Source organism: Chryseobacterium sp. SIMBA_038, assembly GCF_046535115.1.
GTDB lineage: Bacteria > Bacteroidota > Bacteroidia > Flavobacteriales > Weeksellaceae > Chryseobacterium.
In genome coordinates this window covers 68949-91817 of sequence record NZ_JAWRXH010000002.1, presented here as the reverse complement: position 1 = coordinate 91817, position 22869 = coordinate 68949, and the positions used below count along the sequence as shown (strand labels likewise).

20 protein-coding genes are annotated in these 22869 nt (G+C 34.7%); 11 read left to right on the top strand and 9 right to left on the bottom strand.

What is annotated here, in order from left to right; genetic code table 11:
• Nucleotides 1-4 precede the first annotated feature (4 nt).
• A complete protein-coding gene (gene pncB / locus SB689_RS06625; protein WP_410691354.1) occupies nt 5-1183 on the bottom strand; it encodes a nicotinate phosphoribosyltransferase in 1179 nt (392 codons plus the stop codon).
• A 93-nt stretch (nt 1184-1276) separates the two neighbouring features.
• Entirely contained in the window at nt 1277-1753 is a 477-nt protein-coding gene (locus SB689_RS06620) for a Dps family protein (RefSeq protein ID WP_410691353.1), read from the bottom strand.
• Nucleotides 1754-1894: 141 nt separating this feature from the next.
• On the opposite strand from SB689_RS06620, the gene SB689_RS06615 reads away from it, so the two are divergent.
• The 8 genes from SB689_RS06615 (at nt 1895) to SB689_RS06580 (ending at nt 11169) form a co-directional block, all read left to right on the top strand.
• Entirely contained in the window at nt 1895-3259 is a 1365-nt protein-coding gene (locus tag SB689_RS06615; protein WP_410691352.1) for a hypothetical protein, read from the top strand.
• A gap of 360 nt (nt 3260-3619) precedes the next feature.
• Nucleotides 3620-4033, top strand: coding sequence for a 30S ribosomal protein S12 (gene rpsL, locus SB689_RS06610; protein ID WP_027383325.1), 414 nt, complete (start codon nt 3620-3622; stop codon nt 4031-4033).
• Between the two features lie 23 nt (nt 4034-4056).
• Complete coding sequence (rpsG, locus tag SB689_RS06605) at nt 4057-4533, top strand: 30S ribosomal protein S7 (RefSeq protein ID WP_066752920.1); 477 nt, start codon at nt 4057-4059, stop codon at nt 4531-4533.
• A gap of 6 nt (nt 4534-4539) precedes the next feature.
• Entirely contained in the window at nt 4540-6657 is a 2118-nt protein-coding gene (gene fusA / locus SB689_RS06600) for an elongation factor G (protein ID WP_410691351.1), read from the top strand.
• A 17-nt stretch (nt 6658-6674) separates the two neighbouring features.
• Complete coding sequence (gene rpsJ / locus SB689_RS06595) at nt 6675-6980, top strand: 30S ribosomal protein S10 (RefSeq protein ID WP_002661363.1); 306 nt, start codon at nt 6675-6677, stop codon at nt 6978-6980.
• Between the two features lie 334 nt (nt 6981-7314).
• Nucleotides 7315-8163: a carbonic anhydrase family protein gene (locus SB689_RS06590; protein ID WP_410691350.1), complete on the top strand. Its 849-nt coding sequence runs from the start codon at nt 7315-7317 to the stop codon at nt 8161-8163.
• Nucleotides 8164-8302: 139 nt separating this feature from the next.
• Nucleotides 8303-8800, top strand: coding sequence for a low affinity iron permease family protein (locus tag SB689_RS06585; RefSeq protein ID WP_410691349.1), 498 nt, complete (start codon nt 8303-8305; stop codon nt 8798-8800).
• Nucleotides 8801-8952: 152 nt separating this feature from the next.
• The gene (locus SB689_RS06580; protein ID WP_410691348.1) at nt 8953-11169 is read left to right on the top strand and encodes a reprolysin-like metallopeptidase; all 2217 of its coding nucleotides are present in this window, start codon (nt 8953-8955) and stop codon (nt 11167-11169) included.
• 74 nt (nt 11170-11243) lie between these two features.
• On the opposite strand, the gene SB689_RS06575 is transcribed toward SB689_RS06580, so the two are convergent.
• From SB689_RS06575 to SB689_RS06545, 7 genes are all read right to left on the bottom strand, one after another.
• A complete protein-coding gene (locus SB689_RS06575; protein ID WP_410691347.1) occupies nt 11244-13958 on the bottom strand; it encodes a hypothetical protein in 2715 nt (904 codons plus the stop codon).
• Nucleotides 13959-14079: 121 nt separating this feature from the next.
• Complete coding sequence (locus SB689_RS06570) at nt 14080-15057, bottom strand: hypothetical protein (protein ID WP_410691346.1); 978 nt, start codon at nt 15055-15057, stop codon at nt 14080-14082.
• Complete coding sequence (locus SB689_RS06565) at nt 15057-15470, bottom strand: hypothetical protein (protein WP_410691345.1); 414 nt, start codon at nt 15468-15470, stop codon at nt 15057-15059. Before SB689_RS06565 ends, SB689_RS06570 begins: the two co-directional genes overlap by 1 nt.
• Before the next feature lie 364 nt (nt 15471-15834).
• A complete protein-coding gene (locus tag SB689_RS06560) occupies nt 15835-16638 on the bottom strand; it encodes a hypothetical protein (protein WP_410691344.1) in 804 nt (267 codons plus the stop codon).
• Nucleotides 16639-16655: 17 nt separating this feature from the next.
• Entirely contained in the window at nt 16656-17387 is a 732-nt protein-coding gene (locus SB689_RS06555; RefSeq protein WP_410691343.1) for an MIP/aquaporin family protein, read from the bottom strand.
• 28 nt (nt 17388-17415) lie between these two features.
• Entirely contained in the window at nt 17416-18912 is a 1497-nt protein-coding gene (glpK, locus tag SB689_RS06550) for a glycerol kinase GlpK (RefSeq protein WP_410691342.1), read from the bottom strand.
• 11 nt (nt 18913-18923) lie between these two features.
• Nucleotides 18924-20519: a glycerol-3-phosphate dehydrogenase/oxidase gene (locus SB689_RS06545; protein ID WP_410691341.1), complete on the bottom strand. Its 1596-nt coding sequence runs from the start codon at nt 20517-20519 to the stop codon at nt 18924-18926.
• 106 nt (nt 20520-20625) lie between these two features.
• Here SB689_RS06545 and SB689_RS06540 point away from each other — a divergent pair, with 106 nt between their 5' ends.
• The 3 genes from SB689_RS06540 (at nt 20626) to rplD (ending at nt 22868) form a co-directional block, all read left to right on the top strand.
• A complete protein-coding gene (locus tag SB689_RS06540; protein ID WP_410691340.1) occupies nt 20626-21390 on the top strand; it encodes a DeoR/GlpR family DNA-binding transcription regulator in 765 nt (254 codons plus the stop codon).
• A gap of 231 nt (nt 21391-21621) precedes the next feature.
• Nucleotides 21622-22248 carry a 50S ribosomal protein L3 gene (gene rplC, locus SB689_RS06535; protein WP_072407369.1) on the top strand — a complete coding sequence of 209 codons (627 nt, stop codon included), beginning with the start codon at nt 21622-21624 and terminating at the stop codon, nt 22246-22248.
• The gene (rplD, locus tag SB689_RS06530; RefSeq protein WP_072407371.1) at nt 22239-22868 is read left to right on the top strand and encodes a 50S ribosomal protein L4; all 630 of its coding nucleotides are present in this window, start codon (nt 22239-22241) and stop codon (nt 22866-22868) included. The genes rplC and rplD overlap by 10 nt, the downstream gene beginning before the upstream one ends.
• The last annotated feature ends 1 nt before the right edge of the window (nt 22869 follow it).

Sequence of the window (22869 nt, the reverse complement as noted above, 5' to 3'; positions counted from 1 at the left end):
ATGTTTAGTCTTTAATTCTTAAAAACTCTTTGGCTAATTCTATCATTTTTGGATCTCCTGTGTATTTTCCATGTTCGTCGGAAAGTTTTACGGTAGGAATCCATTCTTTATTGGGTGCCTGAACGCCAATTAATTTCATTACAATATTCATTGGTTTTAAACCTACATCATTAGTAAGGTTGGTTCCGATCCCGAAAGAAACTCCGATTTTACCTTTACAGTATTTGGTTATTTCTTCTACTTTTTCAAGATTTAAAGCGTCAGAGAAAATGATATATTTAAATAAAGGATTAATTCCGTTTTTCTCATAATGAGCAATTGTTTTATCCGCAAATTCTAAAGCATCACCACTGTCATGACGTACACCATCAAAAAGTTTTGCGAATTTTTTGTCGAACTGACGGAAGAAAACGTCTGTCGTGTAAGTATCAGAAAGAGCAACTCCCAAATCACCTCTGTAAACATCAACCCAATGTTCAAGGGCTAATTCGTTGGCCATTTTGAAACCATATTCTGCTCCGTGGAACATAAACCACTCATGAGCGTGAGTTCCAATAGGTTTTACATTATATTTCATTGCGAAATGAACGTTTGAACTTCCTATAAATGTAGAATCTTTCTTTTGATTTAAAGCTTCCATCACCAGATTCTGTACTTTGTAAGAATGTCTTCTTCTTGTACCGAATTCCGCGAAATTAACGCCGAGTTTTGTAAGGGATTCTGCTTTTTCCACAGTTTTACTCATTACAACATCGTTAGAATCTCTTTCCATGTGATTCATTTCGTAATGAAGTTCGCTGATTAGAGCTAATAAAGGCACTTCCCAAAGAATTGTTCTATACCAAAGTCCTTCAACAGTAACGCTAAGATCTGTTCCATCCTGATGAATTTTAACTTCAGAAGGATCGTAATGATAGCCTTCAAGAAAATCTAAATAGGGAAGGTCTAAATATGGGCACGTTCTTGCCAAAAACTTTTTTTCGTCCTTGGTTAATTTTAATTCTGCCATTTTTGTCACTGCTTCTCTTAAAGCAACGTCAAAACCTTCCGGAAATTGATGTTTTCCTCTGTTGATGAATTCGTATTTTACAATAGAGCTTGGAAATAATTTCACCACTGCATTTTGCATAGTTACTTTATAGAAATCATTATCTAGAATGGAGTTTAATCGGACGTCGTGCATATATGTGTAATTTTAACGCAAATTTAATAATTAAAAATAAAAATCGTCTAAATGTAAGACGATTTTTTTAAATATTTCGATGATTTTGTCTGTTTACTTCCCTAAATAAGAGTTGTACATCCAAACTTCTTTTTCCTGTTCTGTGATATAGTCGCTCATTTGAGAGTTTGTACCTTCGTCTCCTGCTTTATCTGTGATGTCTAAAAGCTCTCTTTGAAGATCAATAACCACTTTAAATGAATTCAAAATATTCTCTACACTTTTGTTTCCATCTGAAACCTCTTTAGTTTCTTTAATAGTCGCAACCTTTAAATAATCAGAATAATTATGTGCCGGAGTTGCCCCTAAAGTCAAAATTCTTTCTGCTATTGCATCAATTTTTAAAACTAAGCTGTTGTAAAGCTCTTCAAATTTTGGATGAAGCGTGAAAAACTGATCACCTTTAATGTTCCAGTGCGAACCTCTTGTATTTTGATAAAATACGGAATAGTTGGCTAAAAGTATATTTAATTTTTCCGAAATGTTTTTGCAGTCGGCTTCCTGAAGCCCGATAATACTTGCGTTTTTCATATGTTTATTTTTTATATCCACAAAGTTAGAAAATATTGTACCGAACCACTTTTATAGTCAATAGAACCTAACTATGAGAGGATTTTTAAAAATAATTTGAATAAGTTTCCTTAATATTGCGGTAAAACACTAGAGTCTGTAATGAAGTATAAAATTTTAGCTGTATTAATCATAATTATCTATTTTTTTCAACCTTTTTTTCTTCCTACGGGTGGAATAGGAGCTGATAGTCTGTCGTATTTTGGGATTGCTTCGGATCTGCCTAATTTAAAAACAAATCTTTTTCCTTTAGGTTATCCGGTTTTGCTAGAAATCTGCCACTTTTTTGTAAAGGATTATTTTTGGGCTTCAAAAATTTTAAATTTTGTCTTTATTGTAGGTATTTTATCATTTTCATATTTTAAAAGATTCTATTTTAGAGAAACGGTTCTGCTGCTTGCCGGAAAGACAGCTTTTTTTGTGTTTTGCGGAGTAATTTCTGAAGGTCCTTTTATCTTTTTCTTGTACTTTCTGTTTTACTTTCTACATCAAATGTTTTCCGGAAAAAAGCTTTACGTAAATGCGGTTGAAGCTTCCCTGATGATGATTTGTATGTTCACCGTAAGATATTCGGGAATTTATGTTTATCTGTCAATTTTAATATTTCTCTTTTTTACATTTTTAAAATTGAGAAAGGAAAAGTTTTTCACACCTTTATTATTGTTTGCATTTCTTTCGGGATTAGGAATTGGAGGATATTTATTATTTAATTATTTATATTTTGGAAGTTTTACGGGTGAAGATTTGAGAGGAGCACCTGGAGAATTAATACCGATATATGTATTGCGTGATTTGTTAGGTGTTTCTAATGTAATAGATCCTTATATTGGAATAAAACCGGCTTCAAATAGCATTGTAAGTATTGGTTTTCAGTTTTTGATTTTAGGTATAGATATTCTAATGTTTCGATATTTTCTCACCTATTATAAAAAGGCGAAAGAGACGTCATTATATTACTTTCATATTTTAATTTGGATAATGGCAGTTACTTATGCCCTATCTTTAATGGTTTCAGGATGGTTTCAACAAATTGAAGAAATGAATATGAGGATGATGGCTGCTGCTAATTTCTGTTTATTCTTTTCATTTCTTATTCTATATTTCCAAAAAGAGACTTCTGATAAGGTGATTTGGAGAGTTGGATGCTTCTTTTTAGTATTTCTTTCGTTATACAACATAAAGAGTCCTGATAATTATTTGAAAAATAAAAATCAAATACGTTCGCAAGTGTCTAAATTCAAAGGTAAGAAGTACATATATAATGATGAAAAGGCTATGAAAAATATTACTGTATATCATATTCCTGTCATTAATAAATCTTTCAGTTATCAGCATACCAATAAGCAGAAAGGCGAGTTGAAACAATCTCTTGTCGGGAGTATAGATCCACAAATAAAATGGGTAAAATATGATACGGTTAAAAATAAGAGCCAGGTTTTATATACTTCACAACTTATTTTAAATTAAATAATCAAATTGGGGATACTGTTTTAAGCCTAAAAAAAATAAGTTGTTACAGGACGTGCCATGTTTTCATTTATTCTATCAATCCAAAAATCCATGAATCACTTAAACAAAATGTAAAAGATTTTAAATGGAATAAAAATGTTGATGTTAAGATCATAGAATAAAAAAATATATTTATTTAATACAGCTATATTTATCTCTTTCTTTCCTCGCTTTTCTTCCTATATATAATGATATGCATATTTCTTTAATCATAGATTGAAGCTTTTTGATGTAAGTGATTGATTTTAATTTTCATATAAGTTTTTGTAGATTGGAAAATTATTTATATTTTTGCACCCTAAAATAAAAAGCAATTAAATGCCTACTATTCAACAATTAGTAAGAAAAGGAAGAGTCGCACTCACCAAGAAGAGTAAATCGGCTGCCCTTGATTCTTGTCCACAAAGACGAGGTGTATGTACGAGAGTATATACTACCACTCCTAAGAAACCTAACTCTGCACTTAGAAAAGTTGCAAGGGTAAGACTTTCTAACGGGAAGGAAGTCAACGCCTACATCCCGGGCGAAGGACATAATCTTCAAGAGCACTCGATAGTATTGGTACGCGGCGGAAGGGTGAAAGACCTACCGGGAGTACGTTATCATATCGTAAGAGGAGCATTAGATACTGCAGGTGTAAGCGGTAGAACTCAGAGAAGATCTAAGTATGGAGCTAAGAGACCAAAACCAGGTCAGGCAGCAGCTGCACCAGCTAAAGGAAAGAAAAAATAATCATTAAATAAGGTACAGAAGCAATGAGAAAGACAAAAGCGAAAAAAAGACCGTTGTTACCAGATCCGAAATTTAATGATCAATTGGTAACAAGATTTGTAAACAATTTAATGCTAGACGGTAAGAAGTCTATCGCATTCAAAATATTCTACGATGCATTAGACCTTGTAGAAGCTAAAAAAGGAGAAACTGAAAAGACTGCCCTTGAAATCTGGAAAGATGCATTAACTAACGTTATGCCTCACGTAGAAGTACGTTCTAGAAGAGTAGGTGGAGCTAACTTCCAGATTCCTATGCCAATCAGAGCTGATAGAAAAATTTCTATGGCAATGAAATGGTTAATCAAATATTCTACAGCTAGAAATGATAAGTCTATGGCTTTGAAATTAGCTAACGAAGTTGTAGCTGCTTCTAGAGAAGAAGGTGCTGCTTACAAGAAAAAATCTGATACTCACAAAATGGCGGAAGCTAACAAAGCTTTCTCACACTTTAAATTCTAATTAGAAATGAGTAGAGATCTTAAATTTACAAGAAACATTGGTATTGCTGCCCACATTGATGCGGGAAAAACTACCACTACAGAAAGAATCTTATTCTATACAGGTGTAAACCACAAAATTGGTGAAGTTCACGATGGTGCTTCTACAATGGACTGGATGGAGCAGGAAGCAGAAAGAGGTATTACAATTACTTCTGCTGCAACTACTTGTTCTTGGAATTTCCCAACAGACCAAGGGAAAATCTTACCTGAAAGTAAGCCTTACCACTTCAACATCATTGATACACCGGGACACGTTGACTTCACAGTAGAAGTAAACAGATCTTTAAGAGTATTAGATGGTTTGGTATTCTTATTCTCTGCAGTAGATGGAGTAGAGCCTCAGTCTGAAACAAACTGGAGACTTGCTGACAACTATAAAGTTGCAAGAATGGGATTCGTAAACAAAATGGACAGACAAGGTGCTGACTTCCTTAACGTGGTAAACCAGGTTAAGACTATGTTAGGATCTAATGCAGTTCCAATCGTTTTACCAATCGGTGCTGAAGAAGATTTCAAAGGTGTTGTTGACTTAATTAAAAACAGAGCTATCATCTGGGATGAAGCAGGACAAGGAGCTACTTTCGAAGTAGTGCCAATTCCTGAAGACATGAAGGCTGAAGTTCTTGAATACAGAGAGAAACTAGTAGAAGCTGTTGCTGACTACGATGATACTTTGATGGAGAAATTCTTCGAAGATCCAGATTCAATCTCTGAAGAAGAAATCAACGAAGCTCTAAGAAAAGCTACTATCGATTTATCTATTATCCCAATGACTTGTGGTTCTTCATTTAAGAATAAAGGAGTACAGTTCATGTTGGATGCAGTATGTAAATACTTGCCTTCTCCATTGGATAAAGATGATATCAAAGGTACTGACCCTAGAACAGATCTTGATATTACAAGAAAACCATCTGTAGACGAGCCTTTCGCAGCTTTAGCATTTAAGATTGCTACTGACCCATTCGTGGGAAGATTAGCATTCTTCAGAGCATACTCTGGAAGACTAGATGCAGGTTCTTATATCTTGAACACTCGTTCAGGAGATAAAGAAAGAATCTCTAGAATCTATCAGATGCACGCTAACAAGCAAAATCCTGTAGAATATATTGAAGCAGGAGATATTGGTGCAGCTGTAGGTTTTAAATCTATCAAAACTGGTGATACAATGTGTGACGAGAAACACCCAATCGTTCTTGAATCGATGGTTTTCCCTGATCCGGTAATTGGTATCGCTGTTGAGCCTAAAACTAAGGCTGACCAGGATAAAATGGGTAACGCTCTAGCTAAATTAGCTGAAGAAGATCCTACTTTCCAGGTTAAAACTGACGAAGCTTCTGGACAAACGATTATCTCAGGTATGGGTGAACTTCACCTTGATATCCTTGTTGATCGTATGAAGAGAGAATTCAAAGTTGAAGTAAACCAAGGTCAACCTCAGGTTGAATACAAAGAAAATCTTACAAGAGTTGCTCAACATAGAGAAGTTTACAAAAAACAATCTGGTGGTAAGGGTAAATTTGCTGACATTGTATTTGAACTAGGACCTGCTGACGAAGGTAAAGTTGGTTTAGAATTCATCAATGAGATCAAAGGTGGTAACGTTCCTAGAGAATTTGTTCCTGCAATTGAAAAAGGCTTTAAAGCTGCAATGAAGAACGGTCCTTTGGCTGGTTTCGAAGTTGAAGGTATTAAAGTTACTCTTAAAGACGGATCTTTCCACGCAGTGGATTCTGATGCACTTTCTTTTGAATTAGCTGCTAAATTAGGATTTAAAGAAGCGGGACGTGCTGCTAAGCCAGTAATCATGGAGCCTATTATGAAATTGGAGGTTGTAACTCCGGAAGAATATATGGGTAACATCATTGGTGACCTTAACAAGAGAAGAGGTACAATCAGTGGACAAGAAGAAAAGAACGGTGCCGTTGTAATCAAAGGTTCAGTTCCACTTTCTGAAATGTTTGGATATGTAACAACTCTAAGAACACTTTCATCAGGAAGAGCTACTTCTTCTATGGAATTAGAGAAGTACCAAGCTACTCCTCAAAACGTTGCTGAAGATATCATTGCTAAAGCAAAAGGTTAATTTTTTAAAGTAAAGAAATGTCACAAAGAATCAGAATAAAACTAAAATCTTACGATTACAACTTGGTAGACAAGTCTGCTGAGAAAATCGTAAAAACGGTAAAGGCTACTGGTGCTGTTGTAAACGGACCAATTCCATTGCCAACGAATAAGAGAATCTTCACTGTGTTGAGATCTCCGCACGTAAACAAGAAGGCAAGAGAGCAGTTCCAATTATCAGCTCACAAGAGACTAATGGATATCTACTCTTCTTCTTCTAAAACTGTTGATGCTCTAATGAAATTAGAACTTCCTTCAGGTGTAGACGTGGAAATTAAAGTGTGATAACTTGCATACTTTGCACGTAATTATATAAGAATCCGTCCCTTTCAAGGGGCGGATTTTTTATTTGTATTAATTGAAAATTCTCTTAAAATTTAATTATAAAGTAAAATTTCTAAAATGTATTTGTTTTAAATATTTATTGATGAGTTTGGATTAAAATTTTAAACCAGTTTATAAGAATTTATATTTTTTTAAAATTTAATTAAAACTTACCTTCTTGTTTAATAGTTGGTTATCCAATATTTTATATTTGTTGTCAAATAATATTTAATATTTCACAAACAATAATGGTCTGATAATTAACAGCAGACAAAACATTTAAAATTTTACACAAATGAAAAGAAAAAAAATGAATACACTGGTTCTTGCCAGTGTTAAGAGAGCTATTGTCCTTTTGAGTTTTGCTCCAATAGTTTTACTAACGTCATGTAATAGTGATAATAATAGTGAGGATATGCATGAACTGAATTCCTATCCCTCAGATCTTATCAGCACACCGATTTTTACCTCTAACTTTCCGGCTGCAGTCGCAGAATCCCAAACACCTATTAATATTGTTCCTTCCAGTGCTATTGCTTTTCATAGTACAGACCCTGCAATACATTACGGATCTGTAAACCTGAATTCGGTAGTAAATAATGCAGGAGAAAACCTTAAAGTAAATGTTTCAGGTGCAGATAATGCCAATAACTATATTACAGTGGGAGGGAAGAAATTTAACCTTGTTAATTTCCATTTTCATTACAGCAGCGAGCATACTGTAGATGGAAAATACAGCAAAATGGAGATTCACTTCGTAAATGTGTCGGCAGACAATTCATATGCTGTTCTTAGCGTCTTGGTAGATATTGGAGCAGGTAATTCTTCAATGCAAAACTTATTTGCACAGTCTCCAACAACAAGTAATGGAACCAATTCGCCAAATACTACATTCAACTTGTTAGATCTATTTCCTACCAATACACGAGAATATTACACCTACAGTGGTTCATTAACAACTCCAAACTTCGGTGCCAGTTCTAATATAACTAATGGAGGTCCTGTAGATTGGTTTGTATTTAAAAATAAACAGCAACTTTCTGATGCACAATTCAACTCTTATACATCAATTTATACAGATCCTAATTTCCGTGCAATACAGTCTTTAAACGGTAGAAAAGTATACGTAAATTCAGGAAATTAATAAAAAGAAAAAATAAGAATATACAACATATTACCTAACTTAGAAACTTCGTCGATTTCGGCGGAGTTTTTGATGAATTTATACTGCAAGAGTTTAAGGGATTTTTCAAATACAAAGCATAAAATTAATACATACTAAAATGTCAAAATCAAATAACAGCATTTTTGAAAAATTTTCAAATTGGGCTACAAAATTTACAGGAAGTTCTTATGCTTTTATCGGAGCAACACTTATTGTTATTGTTTGGGCTGTTTCAGGGCCTATTTTTAATTATTCTGAAACCTGGCAGTTGGTTATTAATACAGGAACTACAATTATTACTTTTTTGATGGTTTTTTTAATTCAGAAAGCACAGAATAAAGATTCAAAAGCTATTCAGATAAAACTGAATGAATTGCTCGCGGCCAACGAAAAAGCAAGTAACCGAATTGTAGACATTGAAGATCTTACAGAAAAAGAATTAGATGAGCTTCACTGTTATTATGAAAAGTTAGCAGATTTTGCCGAAGAAGATACTGATATTCACAGTTCGCACTCAATTGATGCAGCTAAAAGAAATCAGGATTATAAGCATGATCAGTTCAAAAAAAGGCATGATGAATGGCTTCAGAAACAATCACAGAAAAAGGAATCGTAATGATTCTTTTTTTTATGTTAAATTCAACAAATAGATTGAAAAATTGAATTTTAATAGATTGATTGTATTTAATAGTTAATTTTTTAAATTATTACTTCTTTTTATTATTAAATTAATAATAAAAACTACATTTGTCTTCCTAAATTTTATACATGAAGACAAAATTACCCCTTGTATTGTTTGCAGTTGCCTCTTCTATGGTAAGTGCACAATGGAGCAAGACGACACCGACGAAAAATGTGGTTAAAAAGAGTGACAATTCGATTTATTATCAACTCGATATTGATAAAATAAGAACACAATTATTAAGAGCCCCGAAATACGGAGAAGGAAGCGGAATTACTGTAAATATTCCGACCTTAAACGGGAAAACAGAAAGGTTTACAGTTAATAGCTTACCTGTAATTGATGAAGCAATGGCAAGTCAATATCAATTAGGATCTTATGTTGGAACCGGAATTGATGATCCAAGTAAATATATCAGATTCAGTGTAGCTCCTAACGATTTTCAGTCGATGACGATCAGCAACGGAAAATATGAATTCATTGAACCTGCGACACAAGATAAATCTGTTTATTCAATCCACGGGAAAAGTGGTAAAAATGGTCATGCTTTCACTTGTAGTACAAAAGAAAGTAAAGAATCTGTAGCTAAACTTCAACAAATGCAAGCTTCTGGTTTAGCATCAAAATCTAGTGATAAAAAATATCATACACTTAGATTGGCAATGTCTGTAACAGGAGAATATACAGCATATTTTGGAGGAGCTGCAAATGCCTTGGCTCAGGTAAATGCTACTTTGACAAGAGTAAACGGAGTTTTCGAGCAGGAATTTAACCTTCACCTTAATGTGGTGAGCGCACCTAATCTTATTTTTACAACTGCTTCTTCTGATCCTTACAGTAATGCAAGCCAAATGTGTAAATGGAATTATGAATTAATGAATACTTTGCACGGTGGAACTTATGGTGTTACAGATGCTAGTTTTGATATAGGACATTTGTTTGGTGCTTCCGGAGGTGGCGGTAACGCAGGTTGTATCGGTTGTATCGGAAGTAACGATGTTACTACAACAAGTTATACAGCAGCTAATGGAGGTTGTGGTTATGCTTATATTGCTCCGGATAATTATAAAGGGAGTGGTATAACTTCTCCCGCAGATAATGTACCGATGGGAGATACTTTTGACATAGATTATGTAGCTCATGAATTAGGACATCAACTGGGTGATTCTCATACGTATAGCTTTTATGAAGATTTCCTAGATCAGGAAGTTGAACCGGGATCGGGATCTACAATTATGGGTTATGCCGGTATTACAGGTTCTACAACAGATGTACAGTCTAATTCTGATCCATATTTCCATAGTGTAAGTATCGATCAGGTTCAGACAAATCTTGCAGCGGTAAGTGTTGATGTAGAAACACCTATTACTAATAACACACCAGTTGTTACAGCAATGCCAACTACTTATACAATTCCAAGATCAACTGCTTTTGTATTGACAGCTTCTGCAACAGATCCGGATGGAGATGCATTAACATACAATTGGGAACAAACGGATCCTAGTATTCTTGATAACGGTGTAACTAAATCAAATATTGGAAATACTACTTCAGGTGCAAGTTTCAGATCTTGGATCGCTACAACAAGCCCAACAAGATATTTCCCTAAATTAGCTACAGTTTTAAGTGGTGTAGTTAAAAATACAACTGATTTCGAAGCTGCTTCTACGGTAGCAAGAACAACTAACTTTAGAGTTACAGTAAGAGATAACAAACCTGCAGGTCAGGCACAAACAGCTTACGCTACACAGACAATTGTTGTAGGTTCTGCAAGTGCATTTACTGTAAATGCTTCAACATTAACTCCAAATACAAACTCTACAATTACGTGGGTGGTTTCTGGTACAACTGCTTCTCCGTACAACGTTGCCAACGTGAAAATAGATTATACTTTTGATGGTGGTGCAACTTGGACGGTTTTAGCGGCTTCTGTTCCTAACTCAGGTACTGCAAGTGTTTTAATTCCTGCGTCTTTAGCGGGTAAAAGCGGACACGTAAGAGTTTCTGCAATTGGTAACGTGTTTTATGCTGTAAAGCAAAATAACGTTGCAACTTTAGGAACTTCTGAAGTTGGAAATGTGAAAACTGTTCAGATCTATCCAAATCCTGTTGATGATATTTTAAATGTTAAAAATATTTCTTCTAAATCAACATATGAAATTTATAATGCTCCAGGGCAATTGATCTCTAAAGGAACAATCGGAGATGGTAAAATTGTTGTGAGAGATTTAGTAAAGGGTATTTACTTCATCAATATAAATGAGAATGGTACAGATCTTAAAACTAAGTTTGTTAAAAAATAATTTTAAATAAATTAAAGGTCATAAAAAAATCTCTGAAGCAATTCAGAGATTTTTTTTATATAATTAAAACTAGGCTACTTCATAAAATAACTAAAATAAGAACAACTACCCATAAGATTTTTCGTAACCTCTGCATCTGCATATTGAGATTTTAGGATAGCAAAATAGGTTCTGTATTTTTGGTTTTTAATATCGTTAAGCTGAATTTGATAAGCATCACTTTTCTCAGAATATTTAGGATCGGAGTAATCAATTTTTGAAGGATTTTTTGCTTCATATTGGTAATACTTTCCTTGCTCGGCACTTGCCATCTGGAAAAGAACTCTTGCTTTTTGATCTTTATTGGCTGAAAGGTCTAGAGCTTTTTTATAATAATTAATTGCCAGATCAAAATTATTAGGTTCAATGTAAGAACTGTCTAGGAAGTTTTTATAGTAATATTGATATGGCGTTTTTTTGTCAGTATTCCAGAAATCATATTTTCCGCCATTGCTGTTGTCAATATCCATCACAAATACTTCTCTGTAATATCCTAAAATTGAAGTGTTGTAAAGTAAATTACCGATCAATTGATTGGCCTGTGCTGCTTTTTCATCTTTCCCGCTTCCAATTTTCTTCAATTGAATTAAAGCATCCGAAAGTTCAAGCTTATTCATCGAATTTTTAATGAAAGGAAATGCCGAATAATCTTCAGCTTCCATACTGATATTGTCTGCGCTTTCAAAACTTTCCCAGACATTGTGCCCGAAAATAAGATTGGAAACATTTTTAAAACCATTATATTCAGCACCGGCATATTGACGTGGCGTTACTTTTTGATTATTTTCAGTCCATTCATAATTAAGCCTTGGAATTCCGGTGAAGCTTTGGGCTTTTTGATAATAAGATTTAGCCTTTTCAAAATCAGCCATTCTCATTGCTCTGTCACCGTAAATTACACTGAAAAATGCATCTATATTTCCTACATCATTAATATTTTTAGCAATAATTTGTTGCTCAAATTGTGACTTGTTCGGCTTTCTGTAAAAATCTTCCACACTTTTCACCAAATTTGAATTCGGGTTGTATTGAAGATCAGAAAGTTTATTGCTCATCAGGAACGATTTTCCATCTTCTCCTTGTAAGAAATAACGGTTGGCCAAAACATCTTTAAGGAAAGAAGCGGTTGAAGGTACCGGACTGTAATAAGAATCGTAATCTGATTGAGTACTGTCTTTTTTTACTTCTTTTTCAACAAAATATTCCGCATAATCTTTCATTAAATGATTTTCATATTCCGCAGTGATTTTTGGCTGAGAAACGATATCATTCAGAACTTTCATTCTCTTTATTTCTTCAAGATATTCAGGATTATTGGTTTTGATATCTTCTAAAATTTCAGTGCTTGCTTTGTAGTCTTTTTTCAAAAACTTCAAGTAAGCGTCTGCGATCTGCCAATATTCATCTTTAGATTTAGCCTTTGTTTTTTCTGTGAATTTTTCAAGATCATCTAAGAAATCTTTTTGCTTTTCATCATAGTAATAACTTTGATTTTTAGTGTAAAAAGGAATTCGATTAGGATTATCCAGCAATTCATCATCGCTTTGATCGGCTTTGCTGTTTTCGGTTGTTGGATCTGATTTTATTCCGAAAAGCTTTTTAAAGAATCGTACGATCTTTTGCCAGAAAGACAATCCTTTTTCTTTTACTTCAGGAGTTTCAGCTTTAGCCGGATCTGTAGTTGTACTTGAAGTACTTTTTTGAACAGTTGAATTATTACCATTATCAGAAGCATAATAATATGTTGGAAGATAACTTCTCTCCAATTCATTAATACTTCTTACAGCCATTACTTTTAGGATTTCGGAATCAGGATTGATGTCGAACATTTTCTCCATAATAGGAATCGGATTCGTAAAATCTTCATACCCCAAAAGGAAATATCCCATATTTTTTTCCTCATTCGTTCCGGCTCTTTTCAAGATATTATTGAAAGAAGCAGTATCTGAAAGTTTCATCGAAACAAATGCAGATTCTTTACGACTTTTGCTGTTCATGAAAACCTGAAAAAAGTTCCAGTTCGCATCGCTGTTCATTTGCAAACCTCTTTGCGCGCCTGCCAATTGATCGAGCGACATAAAATAAGGCGCTCCCTTTAATTTTACAGGTTCAACATAAGTTTTGAATGCCTGAAGAGCCGCATCATAATTTCTGGTATAATGATTAAAACGCACAAGCTGATAACCATAACGTTGCTTGATTTCAGGATTTTTTGCAGCATTATATAAAGAAGTTAATGCTGAAATTGTTTTAGGATAATCAAGATTGGTGGCATTTTTATCCGTGCTGTTCTCTCTGTAATAGAACGAATCTGCGCTTTCCACATAATTGATTTTCATGTAAGGCTCCAGATATTTAGCCTCGATCAGATAATCAATTCCTTCATTGTATTTTTGATAGAATCCGGTGCCCAACTTTGTGAGTAAAGCATTATTGGGCGTTCCTTTTTTCAATTCATTAAGATCGTTCATGCTCATTTTATTGACCATGAAATCTGTTTCAGCATAACTTAACTGATTATTAAAGAATTTTCTCCAAGACTCAATATTTTCATCAGGAATTTGAGATTGTTTAAAATCAGTGTAAAACCGTGTTGAATAGCTGTGAAGAAAAGGCAAATACGATTTATCCTTAATGATACTTTGCGTGAAGAGATTAAAATATTCATAATCCGGATCAGACCAGGCACAGGCATCATATTTCGTGTAGAAAAGTGATAAAACAGCAAGTGAAAGAATATACTTTTTCATTTTTATGTAAGGTGTTTTTTATAGTTTCAGTTTAAAAAAAAAAATCAACGCAATCATCTGTGCGAATCTGTGTAATCCGTGGGAGAAAAAAAGTTCCACAAATCTTCACAGAGATATTTAATTAAAAATTAAAATTCTGATTAACAACAAATTTACTATCTAATTGATAATAAACGATATCAAACTGCGGTATTTTTTTCTCTAAGAAATTAACAACGGTTTGAAGTTGTTCGTCAGAAATCTCCTCAATTTTTATTTTAAAACCTTTATTAAGATAATTTCCGAAGTAGAATCCGTCTTTTTCAATCTCAATTTTATTTTCTGATATTTTCTGAAAATTAGGATTGTTTAAATCTTCTTTGGATAAAGCATTAATGAGTTTATGTTTTCCCAAATGATTGGTGACAATTCCCCACGAGTAAATCGGGAGCGCAACGGCGATTTTCTTTATCGGATAATTTTCAATATTCGAAAGGTAGCTTTTCAAAGTATTCACATCTAAAATTGAATTGATGTCGGCATTTTCCAAAGGCGAAGAAGTGGAGTAGCACATCAGATACACTTTTTCAACTGGTGGAATTCCGGTCTGGGCTTTATCTTTCACCTGATGAAGACGAAGTGTGCAGGTAATTTGCTTTCCTGAGATCTTTTTTAATTCTTTTAAAAATGTAAAATAATCATCGCGTGTTCCGGCGGTCCAGTCACAGTCGATCTGAATTTCATTGGTGATATTTAAATGATATTCTGTAGTTTTCTTCTGAACTAATTGATTGATTTTTTGAGCTAAAAATTTAATTTCATCCTGAGAAATATTCAGCAAAGTTCTGTTGGTAACAAAAACAGTCGGAACAATTTGTTTGTCGGTCTGGAAACTTTTGTCTTTCGTAATAACTGCAATCGGCTGAAATTTTCCTTCCACTTTATCAACATCAAAAAATCGGGTGTATAAATAAGGAACGGAAGCTTTGTCTAAAGCTTTTTTTTCCTTCTGATCTAATGAAAGTTTCGTTTTCCAGTAATAGAAAGTATATGAATGGTCATTTTTCTTATTGCAGGAAACAACAAGAAAAAGGAAGAATAAGATTTTTAATATTTTCATTATTGATAAAATGCGCTGTCACAAATACAACTTCCACTTTCTGTTTCTGAAACGGAGCAACAGTCTTCAGATTTTGAAATGTTTCCTTTTTCGTCGGTCATGTAGATTTTTTCTTTATCAAATTTTACAAAAAAGGTTTCATTATAAGTTTTGAAATGAACTTTCATCACTTTTGGGTTGTATTTTCCGGCATTTATTTCTTCCTTGGTTTCCTCTCCGCTAGCCTGATTAACCTGTACAAAACCAAAATAAACATCACCATTTTTTTTTACATCCACATAATAAGCAGGAGTTCCTGTTCCGCTGTAGCCTTCAAGTATATTGAAATCCCTTTTTCCTGTAAATGGAGCTGTAGCCTGAGCAAATGACAAAATGCTGATGCATAAAATAAATAAGCTGAAAACCTTTTTCATATTTTTTTCTCAAAATTAAACATATTCCAGCAAAAATTAAACCGTAAAAACACGGTTATTGCCTGAAACAAGCACAATCATATGTGAAAATTTATTGGAGCTAAAATTTTAACCACAAAAGAGACAAAAGGTTGAATGCTTTAGTTTTTTAAACTAAAATTTATTCTGTTAAAAAGTACACATAAGTTAAAAAAAATCTTTGATTTTTATTCTTTTGCAAGCTTTTATTTTCAAAATAGTTAAACTTTAAAACGGTCAATAAAGGCTTTTGTCCCTTTTGTGGTTAAAATCAAAACATGTTCAAAACAACAAACCATCCCAAAAGTGGAATGGCTTGTAAATTAAATTACTAACAATTTTTATTTTAAAATACAGTCGCAGCTAGCTGAATTCTTGCATATTTGTTCGAAGGATTCCACATGGCCATCATAGAAACAGGAAGGCTGTAATGATCTGTTATTTTAACGGTTTTACTGGCTTTAATTCCTGCATTAACAATGTCGAAACTATTCTTGCCATTCCCGTAAAGAAAGGTTTGATCATTAAGGGCAAATCCTGCACCGACAAAAGCATCAAGATTTATTTTCTTACCAGATATCACAGGATAACTTACCTGTACATAGGTAGAATATTTATTCTTTTTATAGCTTCCGTCGGGTTCTAATACAACTTCTCCTGCATTGGCTCCTCCATAAAGCATGACGTCTGCTTCAACATTAATCGGAAATGAAGGCCCGAAAGTATAATTGGTTCTCAAATCAATAATATGAGCCGTTCTTCTGTTAGAATAATGGAAAATATCATCCGAAGCGACTGCCATGTTGATGTTTCTTGAATTAAATAAATCCCATAATCCAATATAAAATCGTCCGTTTGAATATTGAACATAATAATTGATCTCTTTATAATGAGTTCCGTCTTTATCATCAGCTAAAGCAGAAGCTCCCCAGATTCCGACTTTCCATTTTTTTTCTGCATCCAAAGCGTAGGAAAGATTTCCCATCACAACAGGTTTATCAGTAATAATCAATCCTCTCCAGAGATGGTTGTTTTGAATATTTGCTGTAAAATCCAGTCTGTTATCCTCCTGCTTTTCTGTTGCATCTTGGGCAAAAAGCTTCCCTATGCCCAATATTATCAGGCATAAACTTGTTAAAAGTTTTTTCATTGTTTAAACTTTTTAGGTTAATTTAATGCTCCGTAGAGGAGAGCTGCTAAAATGGCTCCAAAAATAGGTCCGGCAACAGGAATCCACGCATATCCCCAATCACTGCTTCCTTTAATTGGAAGAATAGAGTGCATGATTCTTGGCCCCAAATCTCTTGCGGGATTAATTGCGTATCCTGTCGTTCCTCCCAAAGAAAGTCCGATCGCCCAAACTAAAAATGCTACAGGCAATGCACCGATTGATCCTAACCCTATTTTGGCAGTTGTATCATTCTGTAAGGATAGACTCGGATCTGCAAAATAGAATATCACGAAAACCAATACGAAAGTTCCAATAGTCTCACTGATAAAGTTTGATAAAGGCTTCCTGATTGCTGGGCCTGTACTGAAACATGCCAGTTTTCCACCTTCATCTTCCGTAACTGCGAAATGATCTTTATAAACCAGCCAGACAAGAAATGCTCCCAGTCCAGCTCCAATCATTTGGGCTGCAATGTAAGTGGGAACTTGATCCCATTGAAATTTTCCTGCCACGGCCAAGCCAATTGTAACGGCTGGATTCAAATGCGCGCCACTAATCGGGCCGGCAACCTGAACGCCTACAAAAACGGCCAGTGCCCAAGCTGTAGAAATAACAATCCATCCGGAATTGTTTCCTTTAGTATCTTTCAAAACAACGTTTGCTACAACGCCGTTACCCAATAATATAAGAAGCATCGTGCCAATTATTTCTGCTATAAATGGTGTCATATGTGTATCTTTTTAGGTGAGAGGAAATTTAATCTTCGATCCAGTTTTGAGAGCGTTTTACAGCTTTATTCCAGAAATGAATCATGTTATCGGCTTTTTCTTTGTCCAATTTTGGATGAAAATCTTTGTCAACGATCCATTGAGATTGAATTTCGTCTACACTTTTCCAATATCCAACAGCTAAACCTGCAAGATAAGCTGCTCCTAAGGCTGTTGTTTCTAATGTTTTTGGTCGTGTAATTTTAAATCCAAAAAGATCGGATTGAATCTGCATTAATAAATCGCTCGCAGAAGCTCCACCATCAACTCTAAGCTCGAGACTAGGTGTTCCTGAATCTGCTTCCATGGCTTTTACGATATCATATACCTGAAATGCAATTCCTTCCAAAGTAGCTCTGGCAATATGTCCGTTGGTTGTTCCTCTGGTAACTCCGACAAGAGTTCCTCTCGCATATTGATCCCAATAAGGCGCTCCTAAACCGGTAAGAGCCGGTACAAAATAAACCCCACCATTATCTTCAACAGTTTGAGCAAGTGTGTTGATTTCTTCAGCTGAATTAATCAATTTAAGTCCGTCTCTTAACCATTGTATTGCTGCGCCGCCTACAAATACGCTTCCTTCTAATGCGTAATTCACTTCTCCATTTATCTTCCATGCAACAGTTGTCAGTAGATTGTTTTTAGATTCTACGGCTTCTGTTCCTGTGTTCATTAATAGGAAGCATCCGGTTCCGTAGGTATTTTTTACCATTCCCGGAGTCGTACACATTTGTCCGAACAAGGCAGCTTGCTGATCTCCTGCAATTCCTGCAATAGGAATTTTAGTTGAAAATAATGTTGTTGAAGTTTCACCATACACTTCACTGCTTTGTTTCACTTGTGGTAATATGGCTTTAGGAATATTGAATAATTTTAACAAATCATTATCCCATTCTAAAGTATGAATGTTCAAAAGCATCGTTCTGCTGGCATTGGAAACATCGGTGATGAACATTTTTCCGCGGGTAAGTTTCCATACAAGCCAAGTGTCAACAGTTCCGAAACATAATTTTCCTTCTTCTGCTTTTTCTCTTGCTCCTTCTACATTATCTAATATCCATTTTAATTTTGTTGCCGAAAAATAAGCATCTAATACAAGTCCTGTTTTCTTTTTGATCATCTCGGTGTGACCTTCTTCTTTCAGAGAATCGCAATACTTAGAGGTTCTTCTATCCTGCCAAACAATAGCATTATAAATGGGTTCTCCGGTTTCTCTGTCCCAAACAATGGTAGTTTCCCTTTGATTGGTAATTCCGATAGCGGCAATTTCTAATCCTGAAATGCCTGCTTTGGCAATGGTTTCAGCTGCAACGGAAATTTGAGAAGACCAGATTTCATTTGCGTCATGCTCTACCCAACCCGGAGTCGGAAATATCTGTTCAAAATTTCTCTGGGAGATTTGTTTAATTTCTCCGCTGTGATTGAATAAAATAGCCCTAGAAGATGTTGTTCCCTGGTCTAGAGCGAGGATCAATTTTTCACTCATACTGTGTATATTTATGGTTGTTTGTTTTTAGGAGAGTAGGGTATTAGTAAATAACCTTTTGCTAATTCAATGAATTCTTTTTCCTGTTGGCTTGCCCATTCTGCTGAAAGTCCTCTTTCTTCTGCAATGATCAACGATACTTTATGTGCGCTGTCGATCGCTGCTCTTGCATCTAAAAATAACATACGGACTCTTCTTGCCAAAACATCTTCTATTGTTTCCGCCATTTCATTTCTTACTGCCCATACAATTTCTGCGACTGTGAAAGGTTGATCTGGATGAATCTTTTCTGAATATATAGGATTGCTGTTTTGCAGCATTTTTATTGAAGGAATATCTGAACCGTAAACATACAAATGACTGCTTCTGTCTACCTGCTCAGCTTTTACATTACCGTGAATGGATAACTTCTCTGTTTTAGAAGTTGTCATTCCCAGATTGTGAATTTCCATGGCTTTGTTAATGGTGTCTTCTGCCATTTTACGGTAGGTCGTCCATTTTCCACCAATGATTGAAACTAATCCTGTGTCAGATGTAATAACTTTGTGACTTCTGGATACTTCTTTAGTGCTTTTGCTTCCGTCTTTTGGAGCGGCAAGCGGTCTTAATCCTGCGAAAACAGATTTAACATCTTCTCGGGTTGGTTTTTTAGATAAATATTGTCTTGCTGTATTTAAAACGAAATTAATTTCTTCTTCCAAAGCTCGAGGTTCAAAACTTTCGTTTTCCAATAAAGTATCGGTTGTTCCAACTAAAGCTCTGTCGTGCCACGGAACGACAAACAGAACTCTTCCGTCTGAAGTTTTTGGAATCATGATGGCATCATCGCTTTTTAAGAAAGATTTATCTAAAACCAAATGAATACCCTGACTTGGAACAACAAATTTTCCGTGTTTGGGATTATTCATATTAAGAATGTCATTCGTGAAAATTCCTGTTGCGTTGATGACAACCTTTGCATGAATTTTATATCGTTTTTGAGTGAACTGATCTTCTGCAACAACTCCGATTATTTTATTAGCATCACTTTTAATAAGGTTGATTACTTTTAAATAATTAATGGCGCTTCCTCCTTTTTCAATAATGGTTTGAGCTAGATTAATCGCCAAACGGGCATCGTCAAATTGTCCATCCTGATAAACAACACCACTCATCAGATTTTTCTGCTCAATAGTCGGAAGTTTACTGACAGTTTTAGACTTACTTATATATTGTGTTCTTCCAAGACTTAACTTTCCGGCAAGAAAATCATAGATGGATAATCCTATTTTATAATAAATACCTCCCCACCAAGTATAGTTGGGGATGATGAAAGATTGATTTTTTACAACATGCGCTGCGTTTTGTGCAAGTAAACCTCTTTCTTTTAAAGCTTCTTTTACTAATCCGATATCGCCCTGAGCAAGATATCTTACTCCTCCGTGCACAAGTTTCGTACTTCTGCTGGAGGTTGCCTTTGCAAAATCGTGAGATTCTATCAGTAAAGTTTTAAATCCTCTGCTTGTTGCGTCCAATGCAGAACCTAAACCACTAGCTCCACCACCAATAACAATAAAATCCCACTCCTGGGTATTGGCTAATTTAATGAGTTCTTCATTTCGTTTCATAATACTTCGTTTATGTTTCGTTTTCAAATTTAGTAATTAAAAATGAAACTAAAAGGAAAATAAATGAAATTTTTAAGGTCTCAATAAAAATTAATAAATTTGATGAATGGAAAAGTTACAGCCCAGGCATAATGATATATTAAAGGAAATAGACGAAAAAGACTATGTTCTTGTTCAGGAATTGTGTGAAAAGTTTAATGTTTCCTCAGTTACGATTCGAAAGGATTTGACGTATTTAGAAAGCTTAGGCTTGTTGTTTCGTAATCATGGAGGAGCAAGTAAACATGTGAGATACGCTTATGAAAAGAATGTTGGTGAAAAGGAAAGTATTAATGTAGAAGCAAAACAAAATATTGCTAAAGCGGCCTTGCAATTGATACAGGAAAACGACTGTATTATATTGGCTTCCGGAACAACGATGCATTATCTTGCCAGAATGTTGGTGAATTTTGGTCAGCTTACCGTGCTTACTTCTTCTTTAAGAGTTGCGCTTGAGCTTTGCAATAATCCAAACATTAATATTATACAGTTAGGAGGGGAGGTTAGAAAAAGTTCGACTTCTATAGTAGGCTCTATTTCGGAAACTATTCTTAAACAGTTTTCGTGCAATAAATTATTCCTCGGTGTTGATGGTATTGATATGGAGTTCGGAATAAGCACTTCCAACGCTGCAGAAGCACACCTTAATCAGCTTATGATTGAATGTTCTGAGAAAGTCGTGATATTGGCAGATTCTTCAAAGCTTAATAAAAAAGGGTTTGGAAAGATCGCTCCTCTGGATAAAATAGATTATCTGGTAACCGATGACGAAATCTTAGAAGAAGACAGAAGAGGACTTGAAGAAAGAGGGGTTTCTGTTATTACGAAATAAATTTAATAATTGATAAATAATTATTGTATAAATCACCCTGAGTTTGCCGATTTTTTGTAAACTGCTAAAAATCAAAATATTTTGCAATAAAATTTGTCAATTTGAAAATTATTCATAAATTTGCACACTCATTTTAGGAGTAGAGTATGCCTATATCAAAAGTAGAAATTACTCAAACCTTCCCGAAATGAAAGTGTATCCAAGGAAATTTTATAACATATTATATAAATAATGTCAGGTATTATTGGTAAAAAAATCGGTATGACATCTTTGTTTAACGAAGAAGGAAAAAACATTCCTTGTACAGTTATCCAAGCTGGTCCATGCTCGGTTTTACAGGTCAGAACCATTGAAAAGGACGGCTATAAAGCAGTTCAATTAGGTTTCGATGACAAGAGTGAGAAGAACGTTGGTAAAGCGTTAGCTGGTCATTTTAAAAAGGCTGGTTCAGCTCCTAAAGCTAAGTTGGTAGAATTCTACAGAGAATTCGTAGACCAAGTAACAGTAGGAGAAGATGTAACTGTGAAACTATTCGCTGAAGGTGAATTTGTTGACGTAACAGGAACTTCTAAAGGTAAAGGTTTCCAAGGTGTTGTTAAAAGACACGGATTTGGAGGTGTAATGCAAGCTACTCATGGTCAGCACAACAGACTTAGAGCTCCAGGTTCTATCGGTGCTGGATCGGATCCTTCGAGAGTATTCAAAGGAATGAGAATGGCAGGTAGAATGGGAGGTAAGCAGGTAACTGTACAAAACCTTCAAGTATTAAAAGTGGATCAAGAACAAAATCTTTTAGTAGTAAAAGGTGCTGTTCCGGGAGCTAAAAATTCTTATGTAATTATCAGAAAATGGAACTAGTAGTATTAAATACATCAGGAAAAGAAACCGGAAAAAAAGTAACTCTAGACGAATCTGTATTCGGAATTGAGCCAAATAAGCACGCGGTTTACTTAGAAGTTAAACAGTACCTTGCTGCACAAAGACAAGGGACTCATAAATCAAAAGAAAGAAGCGAAATTACTGCTTCTACTAAGAAACTTAAGAAGCAAAAAGGATCTGGATCTGCTAGATACGGTGATATTAAATCTCCAACTTTCAGAGGTGGAGGTAGAGTATTCGGACCTAAGCCAAGAGACTATAGATTCAAATTGAACAAAGCTCTTAAGAGATTAGCTAAAAAATCTGTTCTTTCTCAGAAAATGAGAGACAACAGCATCAGAATTGTAGAAGGATTGAGCATTGCTGCTCCTAAAACTAAAGATTTCATCACTATCTTGAATGCATTAGCATTAAACGATACTAAATCTTTATTCATTCTTCCTGATACAAACAAGAATGTATATTTATCTTCAAGAAACTTACCTAAGACTAAAGTTATGAAATTCAACGAAATTTCTTCTTATGACTTAATCAATGCGGGTGAGATCGTTTTCTTAGAAGGTGCAGTTGAAAAATTCCAGGAAAATTTAAAGAAATAAA